The sequence below is a fragment of the Streptomyces sp. NBC_01622 genome, from assembly GCF_045209635.1.
In the GTDB taxonomy this organism is placed as follows: Bacteria; Actinomycetota; Actinomycetes; order Streptomycetales; family Streptomycetaceae; genus Streptomyces.
This window is the reverse complement of sequence record NZ_CP109293.1, coordinates 191,338-214,805: the sequence shown is the minus strand read 5'-3', so window position 1 is coordinate 214,805 and position 23,468 is coordinate 191,338. Positions and strand designations below refer to the sequence as shown.

The window sequence follows — 23,468 nt, the reverse complement described above, 5'->3', positions numbered from 1 at the left end:
CTGTTGGTGCCGCGGGGATTGACGGACGTATTGGTCTAGGCCTTAATGGCTTCAGGCTGTTCACGTGAACGGAAAATGTTCATGGACATGAACAGCTGTAGTTTCCTCTACCCCCCACCAGCGCACTGGGTGCGCTGCGTCTTGGAGGACTCATGCGTCGAACGAGCCGCTACACACTGGCCGTTGCCGTGACCGTCGGTGCGGCGGTGGCAGCCGTCGTCGCCCCCTCGGCATCCGCCGCCCCGACAGCGGCGAACCCCGGGCCCGGCTTCCCCGCCCGGTACTCGGCACCGTACGCCGAGACCTGGAACTCCCCGTCCGCCCTCGCCAACGCGCGCAATGCCACCGGCCAGAAGTACTTCACGCTCGCCTTCGTCATCGCCGGAAGCGGCTGCAACGCGACGTTCAACGGCGACACGTCCATCACCGACTCCTCCTGGACCGCCGCCATCAACTCCACGAGGGCGGCCGGCGGCGACGTCATCGCCTCCTTCGGCGGCGCCTCCGGCACCGAACTGGGCGTCGCCTGTACCTCGGTGTCGTCTCTCAAGGCCCAGTACAAGCGGGTTATCGACAGCCTCAACCTCACCCGCGTCGACCTCGACATCGAGGGCTCGACCCTCAACAACACGGCTGCCAACGACCGGCGGAACAAGGCCCTGGCACAGTTGCAGAGCGAGTACGCGACAGCGGGGCGCCGGCTTGACGTCCAGTACACCCTCCCGGTCGATCCGACCGGCCTGGAGCAGAACTCGATCAACCTGCTGAACAACGCCAAGAGCAACGCCCTGACGGTCAATCTGGTCAACATCATGACCATGGACTACGGTCCGGCCATGGACATGGGCAAGGCGGCCACCGGCGCGGCGACCGCCCTGCACGACCAACTGGGCCGGATCTGGACGACCAAGAGTTCCGCGCAGCTGTGGGCCATGGAGGGGAACACCCCCATGATCGGCGTGAACGACACCACGGCCGAGGTGTTCACCACCGCCAACGCCACCACACTCGCCAACTTCGCAGCCAGCAAGGGCATCCAGGAACTGTCCTTCTGGTCGCTGGGCCGGGATAAGGCCTGCGCCACCAATGGTCAGCTGTCCGACACCTGCAGCGGCACCTCGCAGAGCGCATACCAGTTCACCCGCACGCTCCGCTGACCCAGCGCAGGCGATCCCTGGGGGCAGCGGAGTGCGGCGCACAGCGGCCCCGGTGGATGAATGAAGACGGCGCTCAGCACATCGGACGGACCGTGTACTGAGCGTCTCTTCAGCGGTCCGAACGCAAGGCGCCGATGGGGGCGCAGGAGACCTCGGGGGCTCAGCCCGCGTAGGTCGCGAGCAGTTTGGAGAACTGGTACGGGGTCTGCGGGATGTTCGTGCACTGGCTCAGGGCACCGGTGCAGGCGTTCCCGTCGCGGGTGACGTCCCAGAAGCCCAGCTCGCCCAAGTGGTTCTGGCGGGCGAAGGTGAGCACCTGCTGTGCGTCGGCGACCGTGAACACCTCACTGGCGGTGTCGTTCTGGCCGAGCATCGGGGTGAGGCCGACCATCGCCCAGCTCTGGGCGGTGGTGAGGTTGGGCCACACCGAGGCGATCTGGGCGCGGGTCGAGGTCGCGGCCTGGATGGCGTATGTGCCCATCTTCCCGGACGGGCTGGGCGCGGCGCTGTCGCCGTAGTCCATGGCCATCAGGTTGACGGTGTCGACGTTCAGGTTGTGCGACTTGGCGGAGTTGAGGATGTAGACGCCGTCGGCAGTGAGACCGCTGGGCAGGACCGGGAGGGTGAGCGTGACCTTGAGGTCGCGGCCCTTGGCGCGCTGCGCGGCCTGGACGGCGGCGACGGCCGTCGAGCGCCGGTCGATCGAGGCGTGGTCGACCGCCGCGGCGCCCTCGATGTCGAAGTCCACGCGGTCCAGGGCGTAGGCGTCCACGACCTTCTGGTACTGCGCCTGGAGCGCCGTTGTGCTGGTGCAGGCGAGGGCCAGTTCGGTGCCCGACGCGCCACCGAAGGACGGCCGTACGTCACCGCCCATCGCGCGCAGCGAGTCGAAGTCCGCCCGGTCCCAGGCCGCGCCCGGGTCGAAGGAGTTGAACCAGTTGGCGCTGCAGCCGGTCGACCCCGCGGTGATGAAGCCGAGCGAGAACTGCCGCAGCCCGGTGTTCGTGGCGATCTGCGTGAGGTTCGGCGTCGGGTAGGCCCCGAGGTCGATGAAGGGAGCCGCCACGCCAGGAGTTGTGCCACTGCCCGCGGTCGCGGTGAGTGTCGCGGAGTGCGCCGACTGGTTGTTGGAGTCGTCGAGGGCGGTCACCGAGAAGCTGTGACTGCTGCCTGGGAGCAGGCCGATCACCGTGAAGGTGGTGCCTGTGCCGGAGGTGGTGGCGATGACGGCGCTGCCCTCGTAGACCCGGTAGCCGACCACGCCGACGTTGTCGGTCGAGGCGTTCCAGCCCAGCGTCACGCTGCCGGAGCCGGTGGCCCGGACGGCGAGGCCGGTGGGGGTCGAGGGTGCGACGGTGTCGGCGGGGACGCCGGCGCAGGGGCCGTTGTTGATCAGGCAGGCGCTCGGCGGGACGACCGAGCCGGTGTAGCTGAAGTCCATGCCGACGACGGGCGCGGAGTCACCGGGGGCGAGCGGGGCCTCCCAGGTGGGGGAGGTGATCGTGTACTGCGTCCCGTTGTGGGTGACCGTGCCGTTCCACGAACTGGTGACGGCCTCGGTGGCGGGCAGGGTGAACGTGATGGTCCACGAAGTGACCGTGTGGGTGGACTTGTTGGTGACCGTGTAGCCGCCCTCGAATCCGGCACCCCAGGTGGAGGTGATGCCGAAGGAGGCGATCAGACCGGTGTTGTCGGCCGCGTGGGCGGCCGGGGCGGCGGTCGTGGCCATGCCGCCGACCATCAGGGCGGCGGTCAATGCGGCGCGCAGCGACGCACGTCTCATGCGGTTGCTCCTCCGTGGGGCGAGGCCGCGCACGGCGTCGCGCCGGTACGCGGATTGCGGTGCCCTGCATGCCCGTCGCACGGTGGAGAGGCGCGGGTGGGGAGGAGCCGTGCGACGTGATCAGGGCGGGGTGAGGCAGGGGAAATCCGTCGAACGGCGAGTCGTGAAGTTAATCGGAAACTTTCCTTACATCTGCCTGCGGTACGAAGCGTGGCTGTCCGTGTCGGCCTGCGTCAAGAGATCTGGGAAAGATTCGTCTAGACCAATTCCGGCCTCGGGGGCGCGAGTTGCTGCGGGTTGTCACCGCAGTCCGCTGTAGGCGGCCATGATGATCTCCATGCCGCGACTGTCCTCCTGCTGCTCCCGGTCGAGCATCTGGTTCATCACGTAGGCCACCGTCATACGTGCGTCAGGGTCGCTCGCGACCAGAGAGCCGCCCCATCCGCCCCAGCCGAAGGTATTGCCGAACTTGCCGAAGCCAGCGGTCCAGGACATCGAGGTCCGCAGCACCCGGTCCTCGCCGCGGAACACCTCCTGCCACGCGGGCTCGCAGCCCTGGGGGGACAGCAGTCGTACGCCCCCGGCGGTACCCCGGTTCGCCAGTACCGACTGGACGAGGGCGACGGACCGAGCGTTGCCGAAGCCGTTCACCGCGGGGATCTGCGCACGGCGCCAGGCGACGGAGTTGGCATCCCTGACCCGGACGGCGACACCGTCGTACTCCCGACGTGTGCCGTCCGGTCCGGTCGGTGCGTCGGCGGTGTACTCGTCGGTCCGTGACGGCGGCGGGATGAGCGCTGCGACGCGGCGGTCGTCGTCGGCACAGAGCCCGATGTGGAAGTCCGCGCCCAGCGGCTCGGCCACTTCCTCCGCGAAGAAATCGCCGAGCAGACGGCCGGTGATGCGGCGGACGATCTCACCGATCAGGTACCCGAAGGTGAGCCCGTGGTAGCCGGCGGCGGTTCCCGGTTCCCACTCGGGGGTCTGCGCGGCCAGCCCTGCCGTCACGCTCTGCCAGTCGTAGAGGTCCTCGACCGCCGTCGGCCCGGACAGGTCCGGCAGCCCCGCGGTATGGGACAGCACATGCCGTACCAGCAGACGCTCCTTGCCCGCCGCGGCGAACTCGGGCCAGTAGGCGGCGACCGGCGCGGACAGATCGAGCCGGCCCTGGTCGGCCAGGACGAGCGCGCACAAGGCGGTCATGTTCTTGGTCGTCGAGTTCACGCCCGCGAGGGTGTCGCGCTCCCAGCCGACAGTGCGGTCCGCGTCGGCGTACCCGCCCCACAGGTCGACCACCGGCTCGCCGTCGAGGTAGACGGCGACGGAGGCGCCCACATCGTCCTTGCCGAGCGAAGCCGCGAGGGCCGCCTCGACTGCGGCGAACCGTGGCTCGCACAGCCCTTTAACATCAGTCATGTGCGCCAGCCTCAGGCAACGCCGAGGCCACCCGCCCGACAATTCCCGCACGGCTTCTGTCGGGCGGGGCGCAAAGAAATCACCTAGACCTGAAGACGGCCCGGTCGGCCGTATCGGCAGCGGGTCCTACGGCCCGGGACCACCCGGCCGGAAGAGGGACGGATACACGTGCTGGAGCGGCTGAACCAGGCGCTGGACCACCTGGAGACCTGCCTCGACCGGGAGGTCGACGTGGCCGAGGCGGCCCGGATCGCCGCGGTGTCGGAGTACCACTTCCGCCGGTTGTTCTCCGCCCTCGCCGGGATGCCGCTCCCGGTCTACGTGCGGCGCCGGCGGATGACGCTCGCCGCGGCCGAGGTGCTGGCCGGGCAGGACACGCTGCTCGATGTCGCGGTGCGCTACGGCTACGGCTCGGGTGAGGCGTTCGCCCGGGCGTTCCGGTCGGTGCACGGCATCGGTCCGGGCGAGGCCCGGCGCACGGGCGCACTGCTCACGGCACAGCCGCGCATGTCCTTCCGCGTCGTCGTCGAAGGGAGTACGACGATGCGCTACCGGATCGTGGAGAAGGAGGCGTTTCGGATCGTCGGCAGGAAGGCGCGGGTCCCGCTGGTGCACGAGGGGGTCAACTCGGCCGCCGCGGCGCACCTGGAGAGTCTGGACGAGCGGGCGGTCGTACGGATGAAGGAGCTGGCCGACCGGGAGCCTGAGGGGATCGTGTCGGCAGCGGTGTATCTGACGGACAGTCGGGAGGAGGGGGCCGAGGCCGACTACTGGATCGGCGCGGTCACCGGCCCGGAGGCCGCCGTCGAGGAACTCGACGCCCTCGACGTGCCCGCCGGGACCTGGGCGGTCTTCGACAACGACGGGCCCTATCCGAGCGCGCTCCAGGCACTGTGGCGCGACGTGTTCACACAGTGGTTCCCCTCGAACCCGTACACGAGCAGGCCAGGTCCGGAACTCCTGCGGACGCGGCCGGTGGAGACCGGCGAAGAGACCCACTCCCAGCTGTGGATCCCGATCGAGCGGAGCAGCGGCGACGCCGGCGCGTGAACATCGGTCTGCGGACGGGCGGGGATGCTCCAGCTCGGCAGGGGCGCGTCCTGACTTCGACCTCACGGCTGGGCGAGCGGCGCCCAGAGCGCTCGTAGACTCTTGCTGCCCCCCAGGGGCGCATCGGGCAACGGCGGCCGAGGCGACAGGCTACAGAAACAGGGCGAAGTGGACGCATCACGGTCCTGCCTTTCTTCCCCCCGCATCCGCACACAGACCGCAGCCCGTGAAAGGTATTCGCGTCCCATGCCACTGGCCCTTCTGGCCCTTGCCCTCGTCGCGTTCGGTATCGGTACGACCGAGGTAGTCCTGCGGTTTTGGGCCTTGGATTCTTAGGCACGTTTGTGCAGGTCAGAGCGCTGAATAAGTATCCATCGCTTCACCGGTGCAACTCGCGTGCAAAGCCACGCCGCATCAGCGCCAGGGCGACCAGCGCAGGGCGTCGTTCCGCGCCCCGTGCCCGCCGGGATCTTCGGGCCGCCCGTCGATGATCCGGTTCGTACCGCGCAGCCGCGCCCGGAGCGCGGGCGGCCAGCTCTTGATCGCCTCGGTGTCCTGATCGACTTCGTCAGAACGGATCCTCCCGCCGGGGTCGGCAGAAATCTCGGGTGAGATTCTCGCCCGAGAACGCCGGGGACGGCCCCCGCGTGCACGCTCCAGCTCGGACATCAGCTCGGACAAATGACCTTCGTCCGGGTGCTCCTTGCCGCGCTCGGCTCGTAGCTCAGCCTTGATCGTCTTCTTCGTCCTCGTCATCGTCGTCCTCCATCAGGATGCGGTCGACCTGCGCCAGAATCGTGGTCGCAGAGTCGCGGCTCCGGGGGTGCGGTGCGCTCGGTCCGCCCTCGTCATCGATCTTTCCTGAGGAGCCGTCAGAGCCCCGGGGCAGAGCCAGTTGAGGCTTCGGCGGCTCCGGCACCGGGCCGGGGTCGGAGCCGTCGGCACGGATCAGCGCGTGCTCGGCCAGCGTGTACGCGTATTCGGTGAGCTTCGACGCGAACGCGGCATCGACGTCGGCGGCCGTCACCACGCCCTTGATCACGTCTGACAAGGCGGTCGCGATGAGCTGCGATTCCACCTCGGCACGTCCAATGAGCGCGGCTTCCGCCGGGGTCGGCGAATCAAGGGCGAAGAGCTTCGCCCACCGCTCATCGATCTTGTGAATCTCGGCGCTGGCACGGATCACCGGACCGTCGTCGTACAGGGGCTCCCCGTCGTCATCCTTGACGATCTTGCCGTTCTGGACCAGCGGGTGACGCGCCGCCATGATCGCGTACATCCGGCCGCGCCGGTCGTTCAACTGATCGGCAGCGTGCTGGCGCAACTGATCCACGGCGTCACCCCGGGCGCGGGCCTCGGTCTCGTCGCGCACCCGGTGCATCACGGTGTCGTGGCTCAACCCGGTGATCTCCGCGACCTTGCGGTACGGCAGTCCCCTGATCACGGCCAGCACGTAGCAGCGTTCCTGCTCTTCGGCGATCACCGACGGTTTCTTGAGTGCCATTGTTCAACCTTCCAGCGTCAGACGGAATGGCGTGTACATGGTCACGGATTCAGGCGGCCAGGACCGCAGCGGGGATGTTCTCGGCGCAGCCTTCACGGCAGTCGGCGCAGGGCCGACCGCAGCCGCTGCACATGATCGAATCGCGGGTCCTGCACCAACGGGTGCAGTAGGCCGGAGGGTCCTCGGGGAACACGCAGAACCCGGCGCGGAAGCATCCGGCGGCATGGTCCGGCGGAGCCGGTTGTGTGGTCATGGCTGTTCCGTCCATCCGTCGTACGTGGGCGCGAAGAATGTGTCCGACTTCGTGCGGTAGGTCTTTCCGAGGCAGCGGACCGTGCTGCCTTTCTCGTAATGGCCCGGTGCCCATTCGGGGATGGCATCGGCCGGTCCGGAGCCGTTCGGGCTCGGGGGTCGTCCGGCAACTCCGGCAGTTTCCGCGACACATTGGCTCATGGGTTTTTTCTCCAAACCCTGTTCCGTCTCCCCCCGCGCGCGGTGCCCCAATAGTTGAGAAGAACTGCCGGAGTTGCCGGATCCGTTGTCCGCTGGGGCCTCTGTTTTCTTCGGGGCGGATGGGTTCAACGGCTTCAGCCGGACGTTGAACCCGCGCCGACCGTCCTTGGTGATCCGGACCTCGGTCACTCCCGGGACGGTCCTCAGCCACGCTCCGAACTTGTTCCGGCCGAGCCCGCCCACTTTCTGGGCCTCGGCCCACGTCTCGAAGTGATTCCAGACCGATACGAGGCTCATTCCGCCCAGGCACTCGCTGTCCGTCTTCGCTGGGATGGCTTCCAGTTCCTCCGCCATGAACAGCCGTAGGCGGTTCGAGTTGGTCTCAAACTCGTTCTGTACGTCCTTCGGAGTCGGCAGGTAAGTTCCGCGCACATTGCGCCGCTGCCAGGCCGACACCAGCCGGACCAGGATCCCGGGAAGCTCTGTCATGATCTTTCGCTCTATCTCCTGATCCTCGTGCCCGAGGAAGGATGTCCCGAAGCGGAACGGCTTGATCCTCGCGAAGTAGGCGTCATGGCTTTCACTCACCTGCGGAAGGTCGTTCGCGGAGAATGCGAAGAGGGCCCGGTTGGTGAACGTGAACGGCGTCTGGTGCTTGCGCTCGGCCGATACGGGATCCGCACCGGTCAGCATCCGGAAGACGGACAGATCCTTGACATCCTGACCCGACAGGTCGGATCCGGCATTCAGCATCCGGCCGTACACCTCGGCCGCCTTGAAGCGGTTCACGCACAACTCGTGCAGCTTGACGGCCGAGAAATTCCCGGAGCCGACAACGGCCATGGCGATCCGCAGCATGGTCGACTTGCCTGACCGGGTCGGACCGTACAGGAACGGGTTCTTCAGCGGTGAGCACGAGGGATCGAGCATCGCCGAGAACGTCTCCTCAAGGTCGTCAACCTGACCGGGGCACATCTGCTCCAGCCACTCCGCGTAGTGCGGGCAGGTGGCGTCCTCGTGCCATTCGACAGGGATCTGATTGGTGCTCAGGTACTCGGGGGTGTGCGGCCTCAGCTCTCCAGTGCGCAAGTCGAGCAGACCGTTCGCGCAGTTGAGCACCGGCTCGTCAGCGTGCGCCGGGATGAGCCGGTGCTCGTCACGGAGGCGGGCCACGGCCTGTTGCCGGACCGACTCCAGGTAGGTGCTTCGGTGATCGTTGCCGAGCAGGTTCGCGACCTTGGACACGAAGGTCTCGTGGTCTGTCTCGTACACCCCGTTCCGGTAGAGGGCGATCACACCCTCGTGCGTCAGGGCGGCCGGACACTGATTCAGGACCGCATCGGCCAAGTCCTTGACCAGCAGGCCGTTCGCGTCGAAGAACCCGGGTGCCCGGCGGCGGGGCGCGGCAGGCAGCTTCTCCCTAGCCCTCTTGATCAGCCGGGCCAGGTAAGCGGTCCGGCCGCTCGTCTTGCGGCCCAAGACGTCGTCAATGCCTTCCTTCGCTCGTGCTTCAGCGGCGCGCGCGAACCGGACCGGATCGGCCCCGTTGTCGGCCAGCGATTCCTTCAGCCGGTCGGCCGCGTCCCACACGTCCCGGTTACTGGACAGGTCGGCATCGAGAAACACGACCATCTCGCGGCCGTCGGCCCACGACAGATCAGCACCGCTCCACGACCAGCAACCGGCCATGACGATCACGCCGTGGCCCTCGGGCACGTGCGAGGCCAGGGCGAGACCCTGCTTGGTGCCCTCGACGAACAGGTCCGGATTGCCGTTCTTCGGTTCCCTCAGGCGCCACAGCACCGGGCCGCAATCCTTGGGGAACACGTACTTGTGCCGCTTACCGTCCGGCGTCTCGATCGGGACGTCCGGCCGGTACTGCACCACCTTCGTACCGTCCAGCTTCGTCCACCCTGGGAACAGGATTCCTTTCTCTGCCTCACCAAGGAAGCCGGACCAGGTGGCAAAGATCTCGTCTGGGATCTCGTCCGGCCCGGTGATCGACCGGATGCCGTATTCCTCGATCACGTCGTCCGTGATCGCCGCCGCGTTCAGAAAGGTGCGGTGCTCGTCTATCATGGAGTCAACTCCTCCAGAGTTGCACTGAATGATCCCTCCGGCGCCTATCCGGGACGTCGTACGAAAGCCCCTGGCTTGAGCCCCCAGGGGCTTTCGTGTGTCAGGAATCGTCCGTGTCGCTCTTCGGAGTCGCGGAGGCGAGCAGGGCGCGGAGACGCTCGATGTGGGCAGGCGTGAGATTGGCCTTCGCTCGCTCGATGCGCGTGATCAGGTTGGTGGGGGAAGTCGCCGAGGCAATGCCGCCCAGGGCTCGCGCCTCTCGCGCAGCGGCTGACATGTTGTACGGCTTGCGGGCCATTCGGAGCCTCCGGGCATCTCGTGAGATGCGCTTCCGGCTCCTCGCTCCGTTCCGCGCTTCCTTCTGCTCCAATTCTGCCTTGACTGAATCCCCGAAAGCCAGAGCCGCAGGGCACCAATCACGAGCCGGCATGGCAATAGATAAGTAGCGATAAGTATTGCCAATACGAGTTAAGAGGGAAACGGCCCGGTCGGAGGTCACCGCCGGGCCGTCGCCCTTTCCGAATTGTGGCACACTGCTTTCGAAAGGGGTCATCCTTCCCTAATCTTTTGATTGGCAGAAACATATGGATGCGACTTTTTCGGTGACCGAGGCAGCGGCCTCCCTCGGTGTCAGCGAGCCCGCCGTCCGGAACTGGATCAGGTCCGGAACGCTCACCGCGTCGGCCGGTGAACGCGGCAGCCGCATCCCCGTGTCCGAGGTCGTCGCCCTGGCGAAGCAGCGCCATGACGAGGCAATGGCCCGGCACCCGGAAGGGCGCGAGGCGCTGGCGCTCAAGGTGATCGACACCTTTTGGCCGTTCGCCCGCCACTACGAGCAGCAGCCGGATACGTCGGTCAAGGTTGTGGAGCGGCGCGGGGACAACAACATGTCGCTCATGAATCAGGACAAGGCGCCGCACGCCGACCCGGACGCGGTCGCGGTGTTCGGGCGGCCGTCGATCCTCGCGGCGGCCATGAAGCCCGAAGAGGGCGTCTGCCGCTGGTGCTCGGCATGGACCTTCGCCCGTCAGGCCGTGGGCGCACCGCCGCACGACGATGCCGCTTACAAGATCCTGTTCCAGGGTCAGGAACCGTGTGACCGTGACCGGCAGGCATGGGCCTCCCTGGCAGCCGTCGGCCGGACCATGAAGCGCGAGGCCGAGGAAGCCGCCAGGGTCGCAGCCGGAGAAGTCGCCGACGTGAAGATGCGCACCGACGCGCTTCGTCTCGCAGAGTTGAAGCTCGGCGCCCCGTACGTCCTCGGGGCGCGCGGTCCGGCCGAGTTCGATTGCATGGGCTTGATCAGTTGGGCCTACCGCAACGCGGGTGGTGTCGACGTGCCGGTCACCCAGTCCGCGATGCTGGCGTGCCGCGAGAAGATCATGCCGAAGGACGCCGTCCCTGGTGATCTCCTCGTGAACCTCCCCGCCACCGGCTCCGGGCACATCGCCCTCTACGCAGGCGGCGGCCGGGTGCTCCATGCGGCGCCCGGTGGAGTGGCGTATGCGCCCCTCGGAACTCACCTCTGGTCGTTCGGTATCCGGCTCACCCGGAAGGCCCTCACAGCGGCCGTGACGGCTCCGCACGCCGCCGTCACGGCCTCCGCGTTGGCGGCCCCGGACGCCTGCACCGACGACGAGTGCACAAGCCGTCAGATCACGGTGTTCACCCAGCGCCGCGACCGCGCCGTACGGGCGGGCGGCCAGGAGCAGTACGTCAGGAAGCTGGACCGGATGATCGACTCGCTGAGGGCGGACCTGTCATGACGCGCCGTCAGGAAGACCGGGACCGGATCATGGCGGCACTCGCCCGCGAGGTCGACCAGATGGCCGTCTCCGGGCCGGACAGCGCTCCGGCGGCCAACTCCCCGCACCGTGCCCGTACGCGGCCCCAGAGCGGCACCGGTGCCGTCCCGCGACGAGGTCCGGGGCATGCGAAGCCCTGGAAGCAACGGAGGAACGGATCATGAGCAAGCAGTACAAGCCCCATCAGCCGGGCGAGGCGCCGCCGAAGCCGGTCCGCGACCCTCGCGGCGTCCAGCAGTTCACCGCAGCCACCGAGCTGGAGTGCCCGAACGGCATGATCTTCGACCCCGCCCTCGGGACGTGCATCGCCGAGCCGGAACCGGAGAGCTGATCATGAGCGATCTTCCCGACCTCAGCCGGGCGCAGCGGTCGGCCGTCGTCGGTGACGGCCTCGCCGAACTGGTCAGCCGTCCCGAGGGCCGCGCCCTCCTCGCCGAGCTGGCCGCCCGGTGCCAGCCGCCGATCATGGACATCCCCTTCGCCGACCTCGTTCGCGAGCGGCTGCGCGCCGACCGGCTCGCCGCGATCGTCGACCTCGCCGCCCGGCACGGCGCGACGGCGGCCGACACCCGTTCATTCGGTGAGGTCGTGCGCCAACTCCCGGAAGAGACAAGGGCATTGATAGCCGACCACATCATTGCGGCGGGGTGGCAGTGATGTCCCGCGTGTACGAGACCAGGGCCGAACGCCCCCTGTCCGCCCAGCCGTTGGCCGTGCGGGTGACGGCGTACCTGCGTCACCGCCGGGATTCGGGGCTCGACCCCTGGGCCGATCTCGACATGATCCAGCAGGGAACCAAGATCGCCGACCGTGCCGACGCGTCCAGCGCCCTGGCGCACCTCACCGAAAGGGCACGGGTGGAGCGCGACCCGGGACCGCAGGGTCTCGCGTCGGCCGGTCGGCCCACGAGATGGCGGATCTCGTGATCACGAGCCGGCGAGCTTGATCCACAACTAAGCGGCGCCCTGCACCGGATGACAGCCGGGGCAAGGCGCCTAGGAACACAGCTACGAAGGAGCTGTATCCATGATCGGAAGACTACTGGCCCGTGCTGACCAGTTCATCGGCAGCTTTTTCCCGCCCAAGCCCGAGGTCAGCCACGAACACAACCGGCTGGCCCAACGGGTCGGCGACCCCGAGCGCTGGGCCGAGATCGTTTCGGCCCGTGGCCTGTCCGGACTGGTGCTCGGCGCGGCCTCGGCATGGGAGTACGGCGTCGTGCTGCGTTTCCGCCTGCTCGGCAAGTTGACCTTTGGCGACGTCGAGGACAAGGCCATGCACCTGGCGACCGCGCTCGGTCTGGTGCGGGCCCGGACGATGGGACTCGACGGTATCCACCACTTCGAGGTGGACGCGGAGACGATCGCCCTCGGAATGATCAAGACGCACCGTAAGTGGGGCGGCTCTGTGATCTTCGTGGACCGGACAGACCGGAGTGATCGGGTTGATCTCTGGATCGGTTACCACGACGAACTTGCCCCGGCGCTCCACGAGTTGGACGCCGAGGCCGCCAGACTCAAGGCGGCCGAGGAAGCCGAGAAGATCACGAAGCGGCGCGAGGCCGAGCGCACCCGTGACGCCCGCATGACCGGCACGGGCAGCGGAACACACGGACAGACAGTAGGGATCCCTGAGTTCCGCACCCTCGCTGACCTGCACGTTCACGAACCGGGTTCCGTCCCTCACGGAACCGCTGACCTCTGCGTTCACGAGGGGGACGGAACCGCTCACACCCCGCCTTCACAGCGCGCACGGGAGCTGATCGACATGGGGGTTCGGGACGCCGCCGCCCTCGCCCGGCAGCTCGAACGTGAGGGCCAGCGGGTGCCCAGCAGCAGCTACTTGAGGCGTCTCGTCAGGGAGACACGATGAACATCCGCAACGTTCAGGCCCGGGTCCCCGGTTGGGTCGACTGGCTGCCCCGGGGCGGCTGGCCGGTGGTCGCGATCGTCGTCATGGTCATGTGTGCGCCCGGTGAGCACCAGCTCGCGGTGATCGCCGGGTGGGATCACCGGCTGGCCTGGGGGATGCCGGTCTGTCTCATCGCGTACGCGGGCATCGCCGCCACGGTGGCGACCCGCCGGGCGAAGGGTGCTCAGGGCCATCTCACGGCCGTCGTGGGGGCGTTCGTCTCACTGGGTGCGGCCATGGCGGCTCAGCCCGTCTCACACCTGTTCGTCACCGGGTACTGGTCGGCCGACCCCGCGCCGGTCTGGCTGGTCGTCTCAGTGAGCTGTGTCCCGCCTCTGGTCCTGGGCCATCTCATGCATGTCGCCGCGTCTCACTCCGTGCGCTCCGAGACGAGTGAACCGTCTCGGTCGGTCCGTGAGACGCGCCCCCGTGAGACGCGGCGCGCGCTGTCCGTGGTGCCGTCTCAGCCGACTCACACCGCGCCGTCTCCGGCCGTCTCAGCGGCGCCGGGTGAGACAGACGTGAGACAGCTGATCACCCGTCTCACGGCCGGTGAGACGTTGTCGGCGAAGCGGGCGGCCGAACTCCTCGGGGTCTCACGCGCGACCGGCGGCCGTCGTCTCGCCGAAGCCAAGGCCGCGCTGAGCAAGGTCAACGGAAGCTGACCGAAGCCCCGCCCCAGGCTTATGCTCTGCCGCTATGCAAATCACACCCGTCGTGGCCACGCTCATCGGCACCGGCTTCGGTTCGCTGACGACGACTCTGGTGGCCGGAGCGGTTCAGCGCGCAACTCGCTCCCGCGAGCGCGACCACAAGCTGTGGGAACGTCAGGTCGCGGTCATCGAAGAGTCCCTGAAGCATGAGCGAGCACTCGCCTCGAAGAGGACCGAGGTGATGCGCAGCCCAGATCCAGAGATCGACATATTCCTCGCCTTGAAGTCGGTATTCGATGAAGCCGACGTCGCCAAGATCATGGCGAACCTTGAGCTGTACGGGTCCTCCGCGATGAAGGCCGCGCACCAGGCGGCGTTTGAAGCTTGGCGCGACTGGCTAGTGGAGTTTGTCCAGTGGCAGCGCTGGAACAAGCGCACCGGCCCTGGGCACGAGGAGGAGGAACGCGCCGAGGCGGTACGTGAGACGACCAAGGCTTGGCCGAACGTCGAGAAGCTTTCAGCCAAGGCTGACGAGGCTTACGACGAGTTGGTCAAGGTCATGCGCGCGACGGCGGTCTTCGAGCCGGTCGTCAGTCGCGTAACCCGGGGCGCGAACCGGGAACTCTCCCAGTAGTTCAGAAGGGCACGCCAACGCGCTTGGCGAGGTGGGTCAGCCTCGCACGCAGTGGCGGGCTGTGGGCCCCTGTGGCGACGGCCGGACGTCCGGGACCAGGACGGGAGTTGATCTCGTCCAGGAGGCGTCTGGCCATGATCCGGCCAGGGGTCCGTCACGATCGTCCGATGTTGCGGCGTTCCAACTTGTTCAGCCGATCGCGAGCCGTGGCTACCTCTTCTAGCCCGCTTCGGGCGACCTCGACCTGTTGGCCGCATCTCTTCTGGTCTGCCGCCTCCTCGGCACGCTCCTCCGGGGTTGTCGGATGACCGCCAAGATCAATGGACTGCCACCAGCGGTCCGGTGGCGCGGCGGCGAACGCCCAGTCCCAGGCATCAGCGACCTTCGACAGAGCGGCCTTAAGACGTTTGTCGTCACGCCGCTCCGCTAGTTCACGCAACCGCCGAGCGGTTTCCCTGCGTTCGGCGTCGAGGAACCAGGAAGACGTCAAGCCTCCCCGGGTCGTGATCTCCTCAAACAGCCCTCGCGTTGACGTCAGTTGCTCACGCAGTTTGTCGTCATCGGCCCCAAGAGCTTTCCGGTGAAAACGGTTCAGAGACTTGCGGATACCGGTGATCAGCGTCACCACAAACGCGAGCCAGCCGGGCGTGAACTTGAGCCAGTCGGCCCACCATGACGGATCAGCGGAAGCGATGTTCATGCACGGGATTGTGGAGGTCCCGGGACCGGCTGTGAGGCAGATCAACGAAGGTGGTGCGCGTGAGGTGGGTGTGCTCGCCGGCTCGTGGGGCGAGCTGTCACGTCCGGCGCTGCGCGGCCACCGCGTCCGTGTACAGCTCCCGGGTGAGATCGTCCGGGGCGATGCCGAGTTCGGCCAGGACCGCGCGGACGTCGTCCAGGGCGGCCGTGACGTCGTCCTCGTCAGCCATGGTCTCGACTTCCAGGAACGTCCCGTCGATCTCCGGCACCCGGACCAGGGTCGCGAGCATGCGCCGCCCCCGGGCCTCGAAGTCGTAGTTCCGGCACCGCTTCGAGAACGCGATCACCGGGACGTACCCGAGACCCCGCAGGATCGCGTGCGCCGCCTCGGAGTCCGCGACGCGGGTCTCATGCTCCGGCTTGGAGCCCGACTCCTCGTCCACCGTCGCGCCCTTGAACGTGAGGAGCGACCGCACGCCGTCGGGTCCATGGACGGTCCGCACCCGAAGCTCTTGGTCGGCCTTCGTGAGCGAGCCGTCCGGCCGGTCGTAATAGCTGTCCTGGTAGATCTCGACGCGGGCCGTGGCGCGTTCGTCCAACTGCCGCATGACCGCCTCCGGCGCGTGCACCCGGGCCTTCAACTCCGCCTCGATCACAGGCCGTTCCTCTCTCGTCAGACCGTGCGCTGTGCGCCGTCGGTAATCGCATCGAACATCCTGCGGAACCCCCGGTACAAGGGCCCGTGAGGTGTTTCCATGATCTTGTACGTGGCCGACTCGTGCCCCTCCCACCCGGCGTCGAAGGCGCTGACGAACATGGTGGCGTCGGTACGGATCAGCCGCCAGGTAGGCAGCATGGCGTACCGGTAGACCTCGATCGCGCACGCGTCGGCCAGCTCCCTCAGCCGCGCCTCAGCGAGCCGGACACCCGAGGCGAGGGACTCGGCCGACTCCCCGATTTCGGCCGCACGGCGGGCCAGGGCGGGGCTGTCCGGGTCCAGGAGCAGAACCCGGACCCGTGGGCCACCGGGGGGCTGTTCGCGCGTCAGATGGGCCCTCAGGAGCGAGTCGTTGAGGCCGATCAGACCGAGCCCGCGCACAGCGAGGACGTCCAGTTCCTTCGCGCTGCGGGCGTGCTCCTGGATCTCCTCTGCGGCCGAGTGCTGGGAGGCGTAGACGCGGACGACTTCGGGGAACGCCGCGAGGTCGAACGCCGGTCCGCCGGAGCGCTTCTCCCGGCTGGCCGCCAACCCCATCAGGTGGCGTGCGTCGTCCGGCATCCGCAGCCCGTCAGCGATGCGCTCGATCACATCCAGCCGCGCCACCTCCCGGCGCCCGTGCAGGATCTCGGACACCCGGGCCTGCGACATGCCGACGGCCGTTCCGATCCGGCCCTGACTGGCACCCCCGTACTGCTGGACGCAGCGGAAGACGCGGCCGATGTCCCGGGCGCGCAGGGCCTCGCGCATCTCCGCCTTCTCCCATGCCCAGTCGGGCAGTTCGATCGGCGTCGTCGCGGTCGTCATGGTCACCCCGTATCGCTGAACCGATGGGAACCCATCTCACGGTGAGATTACAGCCGGGGAATGGGGCTGGACACAGCGTCTGGCCAAGGGTGTTGGCATGGACGTCAAGACCACGATGACCGGCCCTGTTGATCTCCCGCTGCCGCTGCTCGAACCGGTGCCGGTCGCCGGGTGCGATGTGTGCGAGGTGCTCGCGCGGGACCGGGAGACGGCACGGCGGTGCGGGGATCTGAGCAAGGTCACAGACTGCAACGTCGAGATCCGGAGCCATCACCAAGAGGTCGCGTCATGAGCGCGCCGACCGTCGACACGGACACCATGTCTGCCGAGTGCGCGGTTGCCCAACGGCCGGAGTACAAAGGCCTGCACGCCGACTGCCGACAGACAACGGACATCCCGCTCCCGGGAGGTGGCGGGATCTTGCTGGTGCCCCGCTGCACGTGCACCTGCCACCTGTTCAGGAAGGCGGGCGCGTCATGACCGTACGCGTGTGCCGAGCCTGCGACGAGGTGATCACGGACCCTGAGGACGGCGTGATCGTCCTGCACCAACAGGGCAACAGCGGTCCGGGGTGGGACGTCTATGCCCACCGCGATCATGCCGACGACGTAGACGTGATCGACCCGGTCCTGCTCCGAATCATGACGCGCGTTCTGGTGTCCAGACACCTGCGCGGGGTGTAGCCCCCAACAGACCGAAGCCCGTCCGACGTTCCCCCTGTCGGCCGGGCTTCATTCGTGTGCAGAGCCACCCTCACAGAGGCTTCTCCGTGGCTTCTCAGGCTGATCACAGCTTGAACATATACAGCGCTGGAAGAGTTCGATGTGCGGACGCGAGAGGTACCTCCTCGGGACTGCATGAAGTTTTGTAACATGCCTCGCGTCTCTGACCAGGGGAAACAGTCAAAGAGTTTTCACAAAACTCTACGTTTGCGTCACTTCGCACAGAGGGGGTCTACTGCTCCCCGACACGGCACCGGGAGATCCCCGAACGGCCGTGTGCGCAACGTCACTTCGAGGGTCATCCCTGCCGAGATGGAGAGCGACGAATTGAGATGTGGCGAGACGTAGAGAGATCTGAAGGCATGTGGGCGTTACCATCCAGCCGGCTCCCACCTGCACTACGCACCCCATTTGCAGTCGGCCGAATCCTGTTCCGATCACCCCTCGGTAGACTCCAATCCAGACGCGAAGGGAGCCCTGCCGCCGCCCAGTTGGCCTGCAAAACCTCGGGCGGGAGCGGGCTCCCTGTGCGTACCCCTACCAATGCAGAAAGGAGTCCCATGCACCATAACCAACCGGGCCCTGACGTGCCCAGTCGTGGCCCGGCTCAGCGCGCAGTCAGGTCGATGAAGCGGTACCGGCGTGTCCTCGTCCTCCGCGCCCTCTACGGGGCCGCGTACGGCGCGAGCACCACGGCCGCCAGCCTGTTCCTGGTCTGGCTGCACTCCCGCTTGTGAGCAGGCACGGACAACGGGCCCCTCACCTTCTGGTGGGGGGCCCGCCGTGCCAGCGTTCTTCATTCACGGATGATCAGTCCTTGGTGCGCCAGGTGATCCGGTCGGCAACCGCGTCGGACGCGGAGTCGACCACCCGCTTGATCCGTACCTCTCCCATGATCTTGGGGGACAGGATGAGCGCGGCTATCGCTCGCTTGGCGGTGATCTCGGTCGCCTCCCACCGTGCGGCCACGGTCTCCGCCGGTCCGGCCGGGAACAGCTCCTCCAGCGGGTTGGGCTTGGTCAGCTCCGCCTCACGCTGCTCCAGATCCGTGATCTCGGTTTCGAGCCGCTCCTCCTTGCGGGCGAGGCGCCGCTCGTGCGCGTCCGATTCGCCCTCGGTCTCCTGCGTCGACTTCAGGTCCGCCCGCTTCAGCCTCAACTCGGCGCGCACGGTGCGGAGTTCGGTGTCATCGCCATCGTTGCCCGATCCGAGCCGTGCGTAGACGTCCGGGTCGGCGAGCAGGCCGAGGACGTGGCTGGTCAGAAGATCGTCCAGAGCGGGCTTCTGACTCAGCCGGATACAGCCCTTGTCCCGGCACGCGTACACCTGCTCACCTTCCTTGGACAGATGCGCGGTCACGGTGATCGGCCCACTGCATACGTCGCACCGCACGGCCCCGGTCCACACGTGCTTCGCCCCACCGCCCGGGTTGGTCCGCCGGTCCGGGTCCTTGAGCATGGCCTGCACGTCGTAGAACAAGGTCACGAACTCCTCGGCGCTCATCGGCGACCCTTCGAAGTCGGCGATCACCGGCCAGACGGCGTCCACCTCGCCAAGCGCGATGTTCTTGCGCTTGCCGTTCTCGTCCCTGGTGGTCCGGGTCCGCACACGCTTGGCAACGTAGCTGATCTTCCGCGCCATCTGAGACAGGGACTGCGCGCTGAACGGGATACCGTCCTTGCTCACGATCCCACGCTCTGCCCAGTCCCGCTCGATCGCTCCGAACGATGTCCCTGCCTTGAGCTGCACGAACAGGTCGATCACATGCAGGGCCTCGGACGGCTTGGAGAACTGTTTGTCGGGTCGGGTGACTACGCGGCCCTTGCTGTTGTGGACCTTGACGTACGAGCGGTCGAAGCCGTACGGGATCGCGCCGTGCGGCTTCCCCTTCTCGCCGTTGCGCTTGAGTGCCCTCTCCACGCGCTCTCGTGTCTCCTCGCTGTACGCCTCCGCAGCAAGACTCTCCTTCTGGAGTTCCTGCCGGTCACGCCAATTGTCCGGGTCAAAGATGCGGCGGTGCGTGGTGATCAAGATCTTCACGCCCCGTGCCCGGCACACGTCAATCAGGTCGAGCCACTCGCGCGGCTGTCGTGATCCACGGCTGTTTTCCCACATCTGGAGGATGTCAGCACCGAAGTCGCCGGAGCGCAGGTCGGCCATGAGGCGCAGGAAGTCACCGCGCGGTTTCCACGCCAGCCGGGATCCGGAGCCGACGTCGGAGTAGCCGTCGCCCAGCGTGATCCCGAAGTCTGCGGCGACATCGGCGTTGTCATCGTGCTGATCGTTGTTGCTCTGCTCGAAGCCGGAGTTGTCGACCGAGACGCGCAAGTACTCGCGTCCCGTGAGCGTCGCGATGGTGGTGATCGTCATGGCCCCTCCTGCGGTCGTCCCCTGTCCCTCCATTCTCGTACCCAAAGCCGAATTGCAACAGAGTTCGCCACCATGGGACTGCTGCCCCAGATCGCCGACGGCGTCGGCGTGTCCGTGCCGCACGCCGGAAACCTCGTTTCCGCCTACGCGCTCGGTGTCGTCGTCGGGGCGCCCGTCCTGACCGGCATCGGCGCGCGCATCGCCCACAAACGGCTCCTGCTCCTGCTGTCCGCGATGTTCGTGATCGGCAACGTCGCCTCCGCTCTCGCTCCGAACTTCGGTCTGCTGTTCGCAGCACGGTTCCTGGCGGGCCTGCCCCACGGAGCGCTGTTCGGCGTGGGCGCCGTCGTGGCCTCCCGGCTGGTCGCCCCCGAACGAGCCGGGTGGGCCGTGTCGAGGATGTTCCTCGGACTCACCGTCGCCAACATCGTCGGCGTCCCGGCCGGCACCGCCCTCGGCCAGCACCTCGGCTGGCGGTACGCCTACTGCGCCGTCGCCGTCATCGGCCTTCTAGCGCTGGCCGCGCTGGCCGCCTTCGTCCCCCATCAGCCCCGCGGCAACCAGGTCGGCATCCGGCACGAACTGCGGGCGATGGGCAACCGGCAGGTCGCCCTCGGCCTGGCCACAGCCGTCGTGGGATTCGGCGGCTTCTTCGCCGTCTACAGCTACCTGGTGCCGATCCTGACCCATGTGACCGGCCTCGCCGACTCCTCCACCACCTGGGTCCTCGCGCTCTACGGCATCGGAATGACGCTGGGCACACTGATCGCGGGTCCGCTCACCGACCGGGCCCTGCGCCCGACGTTGTACGGGGGCCTGTTCCTGCTCGGCTCGACGCTCGTGGCGTTCTACTTCACCGTGCACAGCGCCGTCCCCGCCCTGGTGACCCTCGTGTTCATGGGCGCGATGGGCGCCCTGGTCACCACCCCCGTGCAGATGCTGCTCATGGCCAAGGCGAAGAACGCCCCGACGATGGCCGCAGCCTCCAACCACTCCGCCTTCAACCTGGCCAACGCCGGCGGCGCCTGGCTCGGCGGTCTGGCCATCTCAGCAGGCTGGGGCTGGGCCTCACCGGCCCTGGTCGGAGCGACGCTCGCCGCAGCCGGCCTCGGCCTCGCCCTCCTCGCAGGCCTCACGGACCGTGACACCGGCAGCTCCGCACTGATCATTTCCTCATCGGCCCGGACCCCGTCAGAGGTGGTACGGGACGCGGAACCGGCCACGCGGCAGGCGGACCCTCAGGACGTCCAGACGCGGTCCGCGTAGTCGAGGAAGTTGCGGCCGAGGATCTTCTCGATGCGTCCGGAGCGGTAGCCGCGCTTCTCCAGGAGGCGGATCAGGTCGCGGAACTGGTCCACTCCGCGCAGGTCCACGACGAAGGGGTAGGTGTCGGCCCGCTCGCCCGCCGCACCGACGCCGGCCGCTTGCCGGGCGGCGACGTGTTCGGCGAGGGCCGCGCGATAGGCGTCGAGGTCGTCCACGGCGGTGATGGTGCCGTCGGTGCCGATGCCGACGTGGTCCTCGCCGCAGACGTCGACCGCGTGCGCGATGTGGTCGACGACGTCGGCGGCGGTGGCGTGGCCGGTCGGGTTGAGGAAGGGCATGAAGTAGATGCCGACGAACCCGCCCCGGTCGGCGACCAGGCGGAGTTCCTCGTCCGTCTTGTTGCGCGGGAGGTCGGCCAGGGCACGGCAGCCGGTGTGGTTGATCGACACGGGCTGCCGGGAGTGCCGGGCGGCGTCCAGGCAGGTGTTCTCCCCGCTGTGGGAGAGGTCGACCATCAGGTGGTGGTCGTTGAGGGCCTCGACGACCCGGCGGCCGAACGGGGTCAGGCCCCCGTTGGCGGTGGCCATGGAGCCGTCGCCGAGGTGGTTGGCCTGGTTGTAGGTGAGCTGGACGACCCGTACACCGGCCTCCGCGAACCCGGCGACGCGGCTCTCGACGAGGGCGGGGTCCTCGCCGACGGCGACGGCGTTCTGGAAGCCGTAGATGACACCGATCCGCCGCTCGCGATGGGCGCGCCGGATGTCGGCGGCGGTACGCACCTTGAGCAGGTCGGCCGGGTGAGCGTCGAGGATCCCGTCCCAGACCGCGATCTCGTCCAGCGTGTGCTCGTACGGCGGCAGGTCGCCCATGGTGTAGCCGAGGGTGATGTTGACGGCGGTCAGGCCGGAGGCGCGGGTCTCGGCGATCGCCCGGGCGTCGACGGCTAGTTGGGCGCTGGCGGGGTTGAGCTGGGTGGCGGCGGCCCGGGCGGCGGGGGTGTTGGGGTTGTCGAGCTGCCCCAGCGCGTTGACGATCATCGGGTGGGCGGCGGCGGTCACTTGGCATCCTCCTCGAAGTCGGCGCGGTCGAAGCGGCGGCCGCGTTTCACGGTGAGGGTGATGGTGCGCAGGTTGGCGATGTCCCGGAGCGGGTCCTCGTCCAGGACGGCGAAGTTCGCGAGCTTGCCGGCTTCGACACTGCCCATGTCCGCCTCGGTGCCGGCGGCCTTCGCGCCGACCAGGGTCGCCGAGCGCAGGACGTCCGCGGCGGGGATGCCGCAACGGTCGACGAGGAAGGCGAGTTCGCCGTAGAGGGCGGGAAACGGGTCGTCGGGGTCGGTCTCGAAATCCGTGCCGGTGCAGACGCCGACTCCGGCGCGGTGTGCCTGGGCGGTGACCGCGGCGGCCAACTCGGTGTTGCGACGGGCTCGTCCGGCGGACTCGGCGGTGTCTCCCCGGAGTTCGTCGCTGGTCCACATGGACGCGGTGGCGTCGAGGACGGTGCCGCGGCGGCGCATCTCGGCGAAGAGCGCGGCCAGTTGCGGGTCGTCGCCCGTGGCGAAACGGTCGTGGTCCACCGGGGGTTTGGTCTTGTAGCTGCTCAGCGGCTCGGTGGGGTTCTCGAAGGCGAGCAGGGTGACGTGGGAGACGCCGTCCACGCCCGCGGCGACGACCTCGCCGGGCGCGGCCGGGAAGACGGCGGCGTGCGCCCAGACGGCGATGCCCTGGCGGTGCGCCTCGGCGGTGACCGCGGCAACGGTCGCGGCGTCCAGGTCGGCGTAGACCTTGATCGCGGCGGCGTGGGTGCCACGGGCCAGGGCGACGGCGATAGTGAGGTCGGTGTCGGGGGTGACGGCCTGCATCCAGGGCACGGCGCCGGGCGTCGCGCCCCGGGAGACCTCGTGGGTGCGCGGGTCGTCGAAGAAGGAAGGGCCGGCCATGAGCGCCGCGTAGCGGATGTCGGGGCCGGGGATCTCGCCGACCAGGGTCGCCCGGGCGAGGTCGCCGATCTGCCGCAGGTCGTCGGCCATGTCGCGGACGGCGGTGACCCCGCTGTGCACCAGGCGCCGGAGCACCGCCTCGGCGACGGGCCGGTCGGGCGGGGTGGCCAGGTGCTGGTGGGTGTCGATCAGTCCGGGGAGCACGAACCTGCCGTCGAGGTCGACGCGGGGCGCGTCGGCCGCGAGCGGGGGCAACGGGTCGCCGTCGCCGACGACGGTGTGGATCCGGGCGCCGTCCGTGACGATCGTGGTGTCCGCACGGGGCCGGTCGCCGGTGCCGTCGAAGAGAGTGGCGCCGCGGTAGACCGTGACGGTTCCGGCGGGCGGTGCGGCCCAGGGGGTCGGGGCACCCGGGGGCAGATCGGTCATGGCCACCTTCAGGACGAGAGGTCGTCAGTCGTTATGTTGTTACGCTCTATGTAACAACTGTATCGTTTGATGA

Annotated in this window: 25 protein-coding genes; 13 read left to right on the top strand and 12 right to left on the bottom strand. The window is 68.1% G+C overall.

Annotation, left to right across the window (positions count from 1 at the left end):
- The first annotated feature begins 152 nt into the window (after positions 1 to 152).
- A complete protein-coding gene (locus tag OH768_RS00980; RefSeq protein WP_406448995.1) occupies positions 153 to 1,157 on the top strand; it encodes a chitinase in 1,005 nt (334 codons plus the stop codon).
- Positions 1,158 to 1,317: 160 nt separating this feature from the next.
- On the opposite strand, the gene OH768_RS00975 is transcribed toward OH768_RS00980, so the two are convergent.
- Together OH768_RS00975 and OH768_RS00970 are read right to left on the bottom strand one after the other, a co-directional pair.
- Complete coding sequence (locus OH768_RS00975) at positions 1,318 to 2,940, bottom strand: cellulose binding domain-containing protein (protein WP_406448993.1); 1,623 nt, start codon at positions 2,938 to 2,940, stop codon at positions 1,318 to 1,320.
- A 300-nt stretch (positions 2,941 to 3,240) separates the two neighbouring features.
- On the bottom strand, positions 3,241 to 4,356 hold the full coding sequence (locus OH768_RS00970) for a serine hydrolase domain-containing protein (RefSeq protein ID WP_406448991.1): 1,116 nt from the start codon (positions 4,354 to 4,356) through the stop codon (positions 3,241 to 3,243).
- Positions 4,357 to 4,524: 168 nt separating this feature from the next.
- On the opposite strand from OH768_RS00970, the gene OH768_RS00965 reads away from it, so the two are divergent.
- Positions 4,525 to 5,406, top strand: a complete 882-nt coding sequence (locus tag OH768_RS00965; RefSeq protein WP_406448989.1) for a GyrI-like domain-containing protein — start codon at positions 4,525 to 4,527, stop codon at positions 5,404 to 5,406.
- A 414-nt stretch (positions 5,407 to 5,820) separates the two neighbouring features.
- On the opposite strand, the gene OH768_RS00960 is transcribed toward OH768_RS00965, so the two are convergent.
- The 4 genes from OH768_RS00960 to OH768_RS00945 form a co-directional block, all read right to left on the bottom strand.
- Positions 5,821 to 6,162: a hypothetical protein gene (locus OH768_RS00960; protein WP_406448987.1), complete on the bottom strand. Its 342-nt coding sequence runs from the start codon at positions 6,160 to 6,162 to the stop codon at positions 5,821 to 5,823.
- A complete protein-coding gene (locus OH768_RS00955) occupies positions 6,131 to 6,910 on the bottom strand; it encodes a hypothetical protein (protein ID WP_406448985.1) in 780 nt (259 codons plus the stop codon). The genes OH768_RS00960 and OH768_RS00955 overlap by 32 nt, the downstream gene beginning before the upstream one ends.
- 249 nt (positions 6,911 to 7,159) lie before the next feature.
- Entirely contained in the window at positions 7,160 to 9,442 is a 2,283-nt protein-coding gene (locus OH768_RS00950; RefSeq protein ID WP_406448983.1) for a phage/plasmid primase, P4 family, read from the bottom strand.
- Between the two features lie 100 nt (positions 9,443 to 9,542).
- A complete protein-coding gene (locus OH768_RS00945) occupies positions 9,543 to 9,740 on the bottom strand; it encodes a hypothetical protein (RefSeq protein ID WP_406448981.1) in 198 nt (65 codons plus the stop codon).
- Positions 9,741 to 10,044: 304 nt separating this feature from the next.
- Between OH768_RS00945 and OH768_RS00940 the strand changes: the two genes are divergently transcribed.
- From OH768_RS00940 to OH768_RS00905, 8 genes are all read left to right on the top strand, one after another.
- Positions 10,045 to 11,208, top strand: a complete 1,164-nt coding sequence (locus OH768_RS00940) for an NlpC/P60 family protein (RefSeq protein WP_406448979.1) — start codon at positions 10,045 to 10,047, stop codon at positions 11,206 to 11,208.
- The gene (locus OH768_RS00935; protein WP_406448977.1) at positions 11,205 to 11,411 is read left to right on the top strand and encodes a hypothetical protein; all 207 of its coding nucleotides are present in this window, start codon (positions 11,205 to 11,207) and stop codon (positions 11,409 to 11,411) included. The genes OH768_RS00940 and OH768_RS00935 overlap by 4 nt, the downstream gene beginning before the upstream one ends.
- Positions 11,408 to 11,578: a hypothetical protein gene (locus OH768_RS00930; RefSeq protein ID WP_406448975.1), complete on the top strand. Its 171-nt coding sequence runs from the start codon at positions 11,408 to 11,410 to the stop codon at positions 11,576 to 11,578. The genes OH768_RS00935 and OH768_RS00930 overlap by 4 nt, the downstream gene beginning before the upstream one ends.
- A gap of 2 nt (positions 11,579 to 11,580) precedes the next feature.
- Complete coding sequence (locus tag OH768_RS00925; protein WP_406448973.1) at positions 11,581 to 11,904, top strand: hypothetical protein; 324 nt, start codon at positions 11,581 to 11,583, stop codon at positions 11,902 to 11,904.
- On the top strand, positions 11,904 to 12,173 hold the full coding sequence (locus tag OH768_RS00920) for a hypothetical protein (protein WP_406448971.1): 270 nt from the start codon (positions 11,904 to 11,906) through the stop codon (positions 12,171 to 12,173). The genes OH768_RS00925 and OH768_RS00920 overlap by 1 nt, the downstream gene beginning before the upstream one ends.
- Before the next feature lie 100 nt (positions 12,174 to 12,273).
- Positions 12,274 to 13,119: a hypothetical protein gene (locus OH768_RS00915; RefSeq protein ID WP_406448969.1), complete on the top strand. Its 846-nt coding sequence runs from the start codon at positions 12,274 to 12,276 to the stop codon at positions 13,117 to 13,119.
- Positions 13,116 to 13,823: a hypothetical protein gene (locus OH768_RS00910; RefSeq protein WP_406448967.1), complete on the top strand. Its 708-nt coding sequence runs from the start codon at positions 13,116 to 13,118 to the stop codon at positions 13,821 to 13,823. The genes OH768_RS00915 and OH768_RS00910 overlap by 4 nt, the downstream gene beginning before the upstream one ends.
- Before the next feature lie 34 nt (positions 13,824 to 13,857).
- Complete coding sequence (locus tag OH768_RS00905) at positions 13,858 to 14,445, top strand: hypothetical protein (RefSeq protein WP_406448965.1); 588 nt, start codon at positions 13,858 to 13,860, stop codon at positions 14,443 to 14,445.
- Between the two features lie 154 nt (positions 14,446 to 14,599).
- On the opposite strand, the gene OH768_RS00900 is transcribed toward OH768_RS00905, so the two are convergent.
- The 3 genes from OH768_RS00900 to OH768_RS00890 all read right to left on the bottom strand — a co-directional run bounded on the left by OH768_RS00900 (position 14,600) and on the right by OH768_RS00890 (position 16,669).
- Positions 14,600 to 15,145 (bottom strand): hypothetical protein, encoded by a 546-nt coding sequence (locus OH768_RS00900; protein ID WP_406448963.1) that lies wholly within the window; start codon positions 15,143 to 15,145, stop codon positions 14,600 to 14,602.
- A gap of 97 nt (positions 15,146 to 15,242) precedes the next feature.
- Positions 15,243 to 15,800 carry a class IV adenylate cyclase gene (cyaB, locus tag OH768_RS00895; RefSeq protein ID WP_406448961.1) on the bottom strand — a complete coding sequence of 186 codons (558 nt, stop codon included), beginning with the start codon at positions 15,798 to 15,800 and terminating at the stop codon, positions 15,243 to 15,245.
- A gap of 17 nt (positions 15,801 to 15,817) precedes the next feature.
- Complete coding sequence (locus OH768_RS00890) at positions 15,818 to 16,669, bottom strand: helix-turn-helix domain-containing protein (RefSeq protein WP_406448959.1); 852 nt, start codon at positions 16,667 to 16,669, stop codon at positions 15,818 to 15,820.
- Positions 16,670 to 16,766: 97 nt separating this feature from the next.
- Between OH768_RS00890 and OH768_RS00885 the strand changes: the two genes are divergently transcribed.
- Positions 16,767 to 16,961, top strand: coding sequence for a hypothetical protein (locus tag OH768_RS00885; protein ID WP_406448957.1), 195 nt, complete (start codon positions 16,767 to 16,769; stop codon positions 16,959 to 16,961).
- Between the two features lie 184 nt (positions 16,962 to 17,145).
- Complete coding sequence (locus OH768_RS00880; protein WP_406448955.1) at positions 17,146 to 17,352, top strand: hypothetical protein; 207 nt, start codon at positions 17,146 to 17,148, stop codon at positions 17,350 to 17,352.
- A gap of 849 nt (positions 17,353 to 18,201) precedes the next feature.
- On the opposite strand, the gene OH768_RS00875 is transcribed toward OH768_RS00880, so the two are convergent.
- Complete coding sequence (locus OH768_RS00875; RefSeq protein WP_406448953.1) at positions 18,202 to 19,761, bottom strand: recombinase family protein; 1,560 nt, start codon at positions 19,759 to 19,761, stop codon at positions 18,202 to 18,204.
- Positions 19,762 to 19,782: 21 nt separating this feature from the next.
- Between OH768_RS00875 and OH768_RS00870 the strand changes: the two genes are divergently transcribed.
- Positions 19,783 to 21,027, top strand: a complete 1,245-nt coding sequence (locus tag OH768_RS00870) for an MFS transporter (RefSeq protein WP_406465089.1) — start codon at positions 19,783 to 19,785, stop codon at positions 21,025 to 21,027.
- Here OH768_RS00870 and OH768_RS00865 read toward each other — a convergent pair.
- Both OH768_RS00865 and OH768_RS00860 read right to left on the bottom strand, forming a co-directional pair.
- Entirely contained in the window at positions 21,000 to 22,085 is a 1,086-nt protein-coding gene (locus tag OH768_RS00865) for a dipeptidase (protein WP_406448951.1), read from the bottom strand. The two genes, OH768_RS00870 and OH768_RS00865, sit on opposite strands and share 28 nt — an antisense overlap.
- A complete protein-coding gene (locus OH768_RS00860; protein ID WP_406448949.1) occupies positions 22,082 to 23,395 on the bottom strand; it encodes an amidohydrolase family protein in 1,314 nt (437 codons plus the stop codon). Before OH768_RS00860 ends, OH768_RS00865 begins: the two co-directional genes overlap by 4 nt.
- Between the last annotated feature and the right edge of the window lie 73 nt (positions 23,396 to 23,468).

Excerpts from the sequence above, each read along its gene's own strand:
- OH768_RS00945 (WP_406448981.1), bottom strand. The coding sequence starts at position 9,740 with ATGGCCCGCAAGCCGTACAACATGTCAGCCGCTGCGCGAGAGGCGCGA.
- OH768_RS00975 (WP_406448993.1), bottom strand. The coding sequence starts at position 2,940 with ATGAGACGTGCGTCGCTGCGCGCCGCATTGACCGCCGCCCTGATGGTC.
- OH768_RS00885 (WP_406448957.1), top strand. The coding sequence starts at position 16,767 with ATGGACGTCAAGACCACGATGACCGGCCCTGTTGATCTCCCGCTGCCG.
- OH768_RS00920 (WP_406448971.1), top strand. The coding sequence starts at position 11,904 with ATGTCCCGCGTGTACGAGACCAGGGCCGAACGCCCCCTGTCCGCCCAG.
- OH768_RS00880 (WP_406448955.1), top strand. The coding sequence starts at position 17,146 with ATGACCGTACGCGTGTGCCGAGCCTGCGACGAGGTGATCACGGACCCT.
- OH768_RS00950 (WP_406448983.1), bottom strand. The coding sequence starts at position 9,442 with ATGATAGACGAGCACCGCACCTTTCTGAACGCGGCGGCGATCACGGAC.
- OH768_RS00890 (WP_406448959.1), bottom strand. The coding sequence starts at position 16,669 with ATGACGACCGCGACGACGCCGATCGAACTGCCCGACTGGGCATGGGAG.
- OH768_RS00960 (WP_406448987.1), bottom strand. The coding sequence starts at position 6,162 with ATGACGAGGACGAAGAAGACGATCAAGGCTGAGCTACGAGCCGAGCGC.
- OH768_RS00930 (WP_406448975.1), top strand. The coding sequence starts at position 11,408 with ATGAGCAAGCAGTACAAGCCCCATCAGCCGGGCGAGGCGCCGCCGAAG.
- OH768_RS00935 (WP_406448977.1), top strand. The coding sequence starts at position 11,205 with ATGACGCGCCGTCAGGAAGACCGGGACCGGATCATGGCGGCACTCGCC.
- OH768_RS00905 (WP_406448965.1), top strand. The coding sequence starts at position 13,858 with ATGCAAATCACACCCGTCGTGGCCACGCTCATCGGCACCGGCTTCGGT.
- OH768_RS00900 (WP_406448963.1), bottom strand. The coding sequence starts at position 15,145 with ATGAACATCGCTTCCGCTGATCCGTCATGGTGGGCCGACTGGCTCAAG.
- OH768_RS00860 (WP_406448949.1), bottom strand. The coding sequence starts at position 23,395 with ATGACCGATCTGCCCCCGGGTGCCCCGACCCCCTGGGCCGCACCGCCC.
- OH768_RS00910 (WP_406448967.1), top strand. The coding sequence starts at position 13,116 with ATGAACATCCGCAACGTTCAGGCCCGGGTCCCCGGTTGGGTCGACTGG.
- OH768_RS00875 (WP_406448953.1), bottom strand. The coding sequence starts at position 19,761 with ATGACGATCACCACCATCGCGACGCTCACGGGACGCGAGTACTTGCGC.
- OH768_RS00925 (WP_406448973.1), top strand. The coding sequence starts at position 11,581 with ATGAGCGATCTTCCCGACCTCAGCCGGGCGCAGCGGTCGGCCGTCGTC.
- OH768_RS00970 (WP_406448991.1), bottom strand. The coding sequence starts at position 4,356 with ATGACTGATGTTAAAGGGCTGTGCGAGCCACGGTTCGCCGCAGTCGAG.
- OH768_RS00955 (WP_406448985.1), bottom strand. The coding sequence starts at position 6,910 with ATGGCACTCAAGAAACCGTCGGTGATCGCCGAAGAGCAGGAACGCTGC.
- OH768_RS00915 (WP_406448969.1), top strand. The coding sequence starts at position 12,274 with ATGATCGGAAGACTACTGGCCCGTGCTGACCAGTTCATCGGCAGCTTT.
- OH768_RS00980 (WP_406448995.1), top strand. The coding sequence starts at position 153 with ATGCGTCGAACGAGCCGCTACACACTGGCCGTTGCCGTGACCGTCGGT.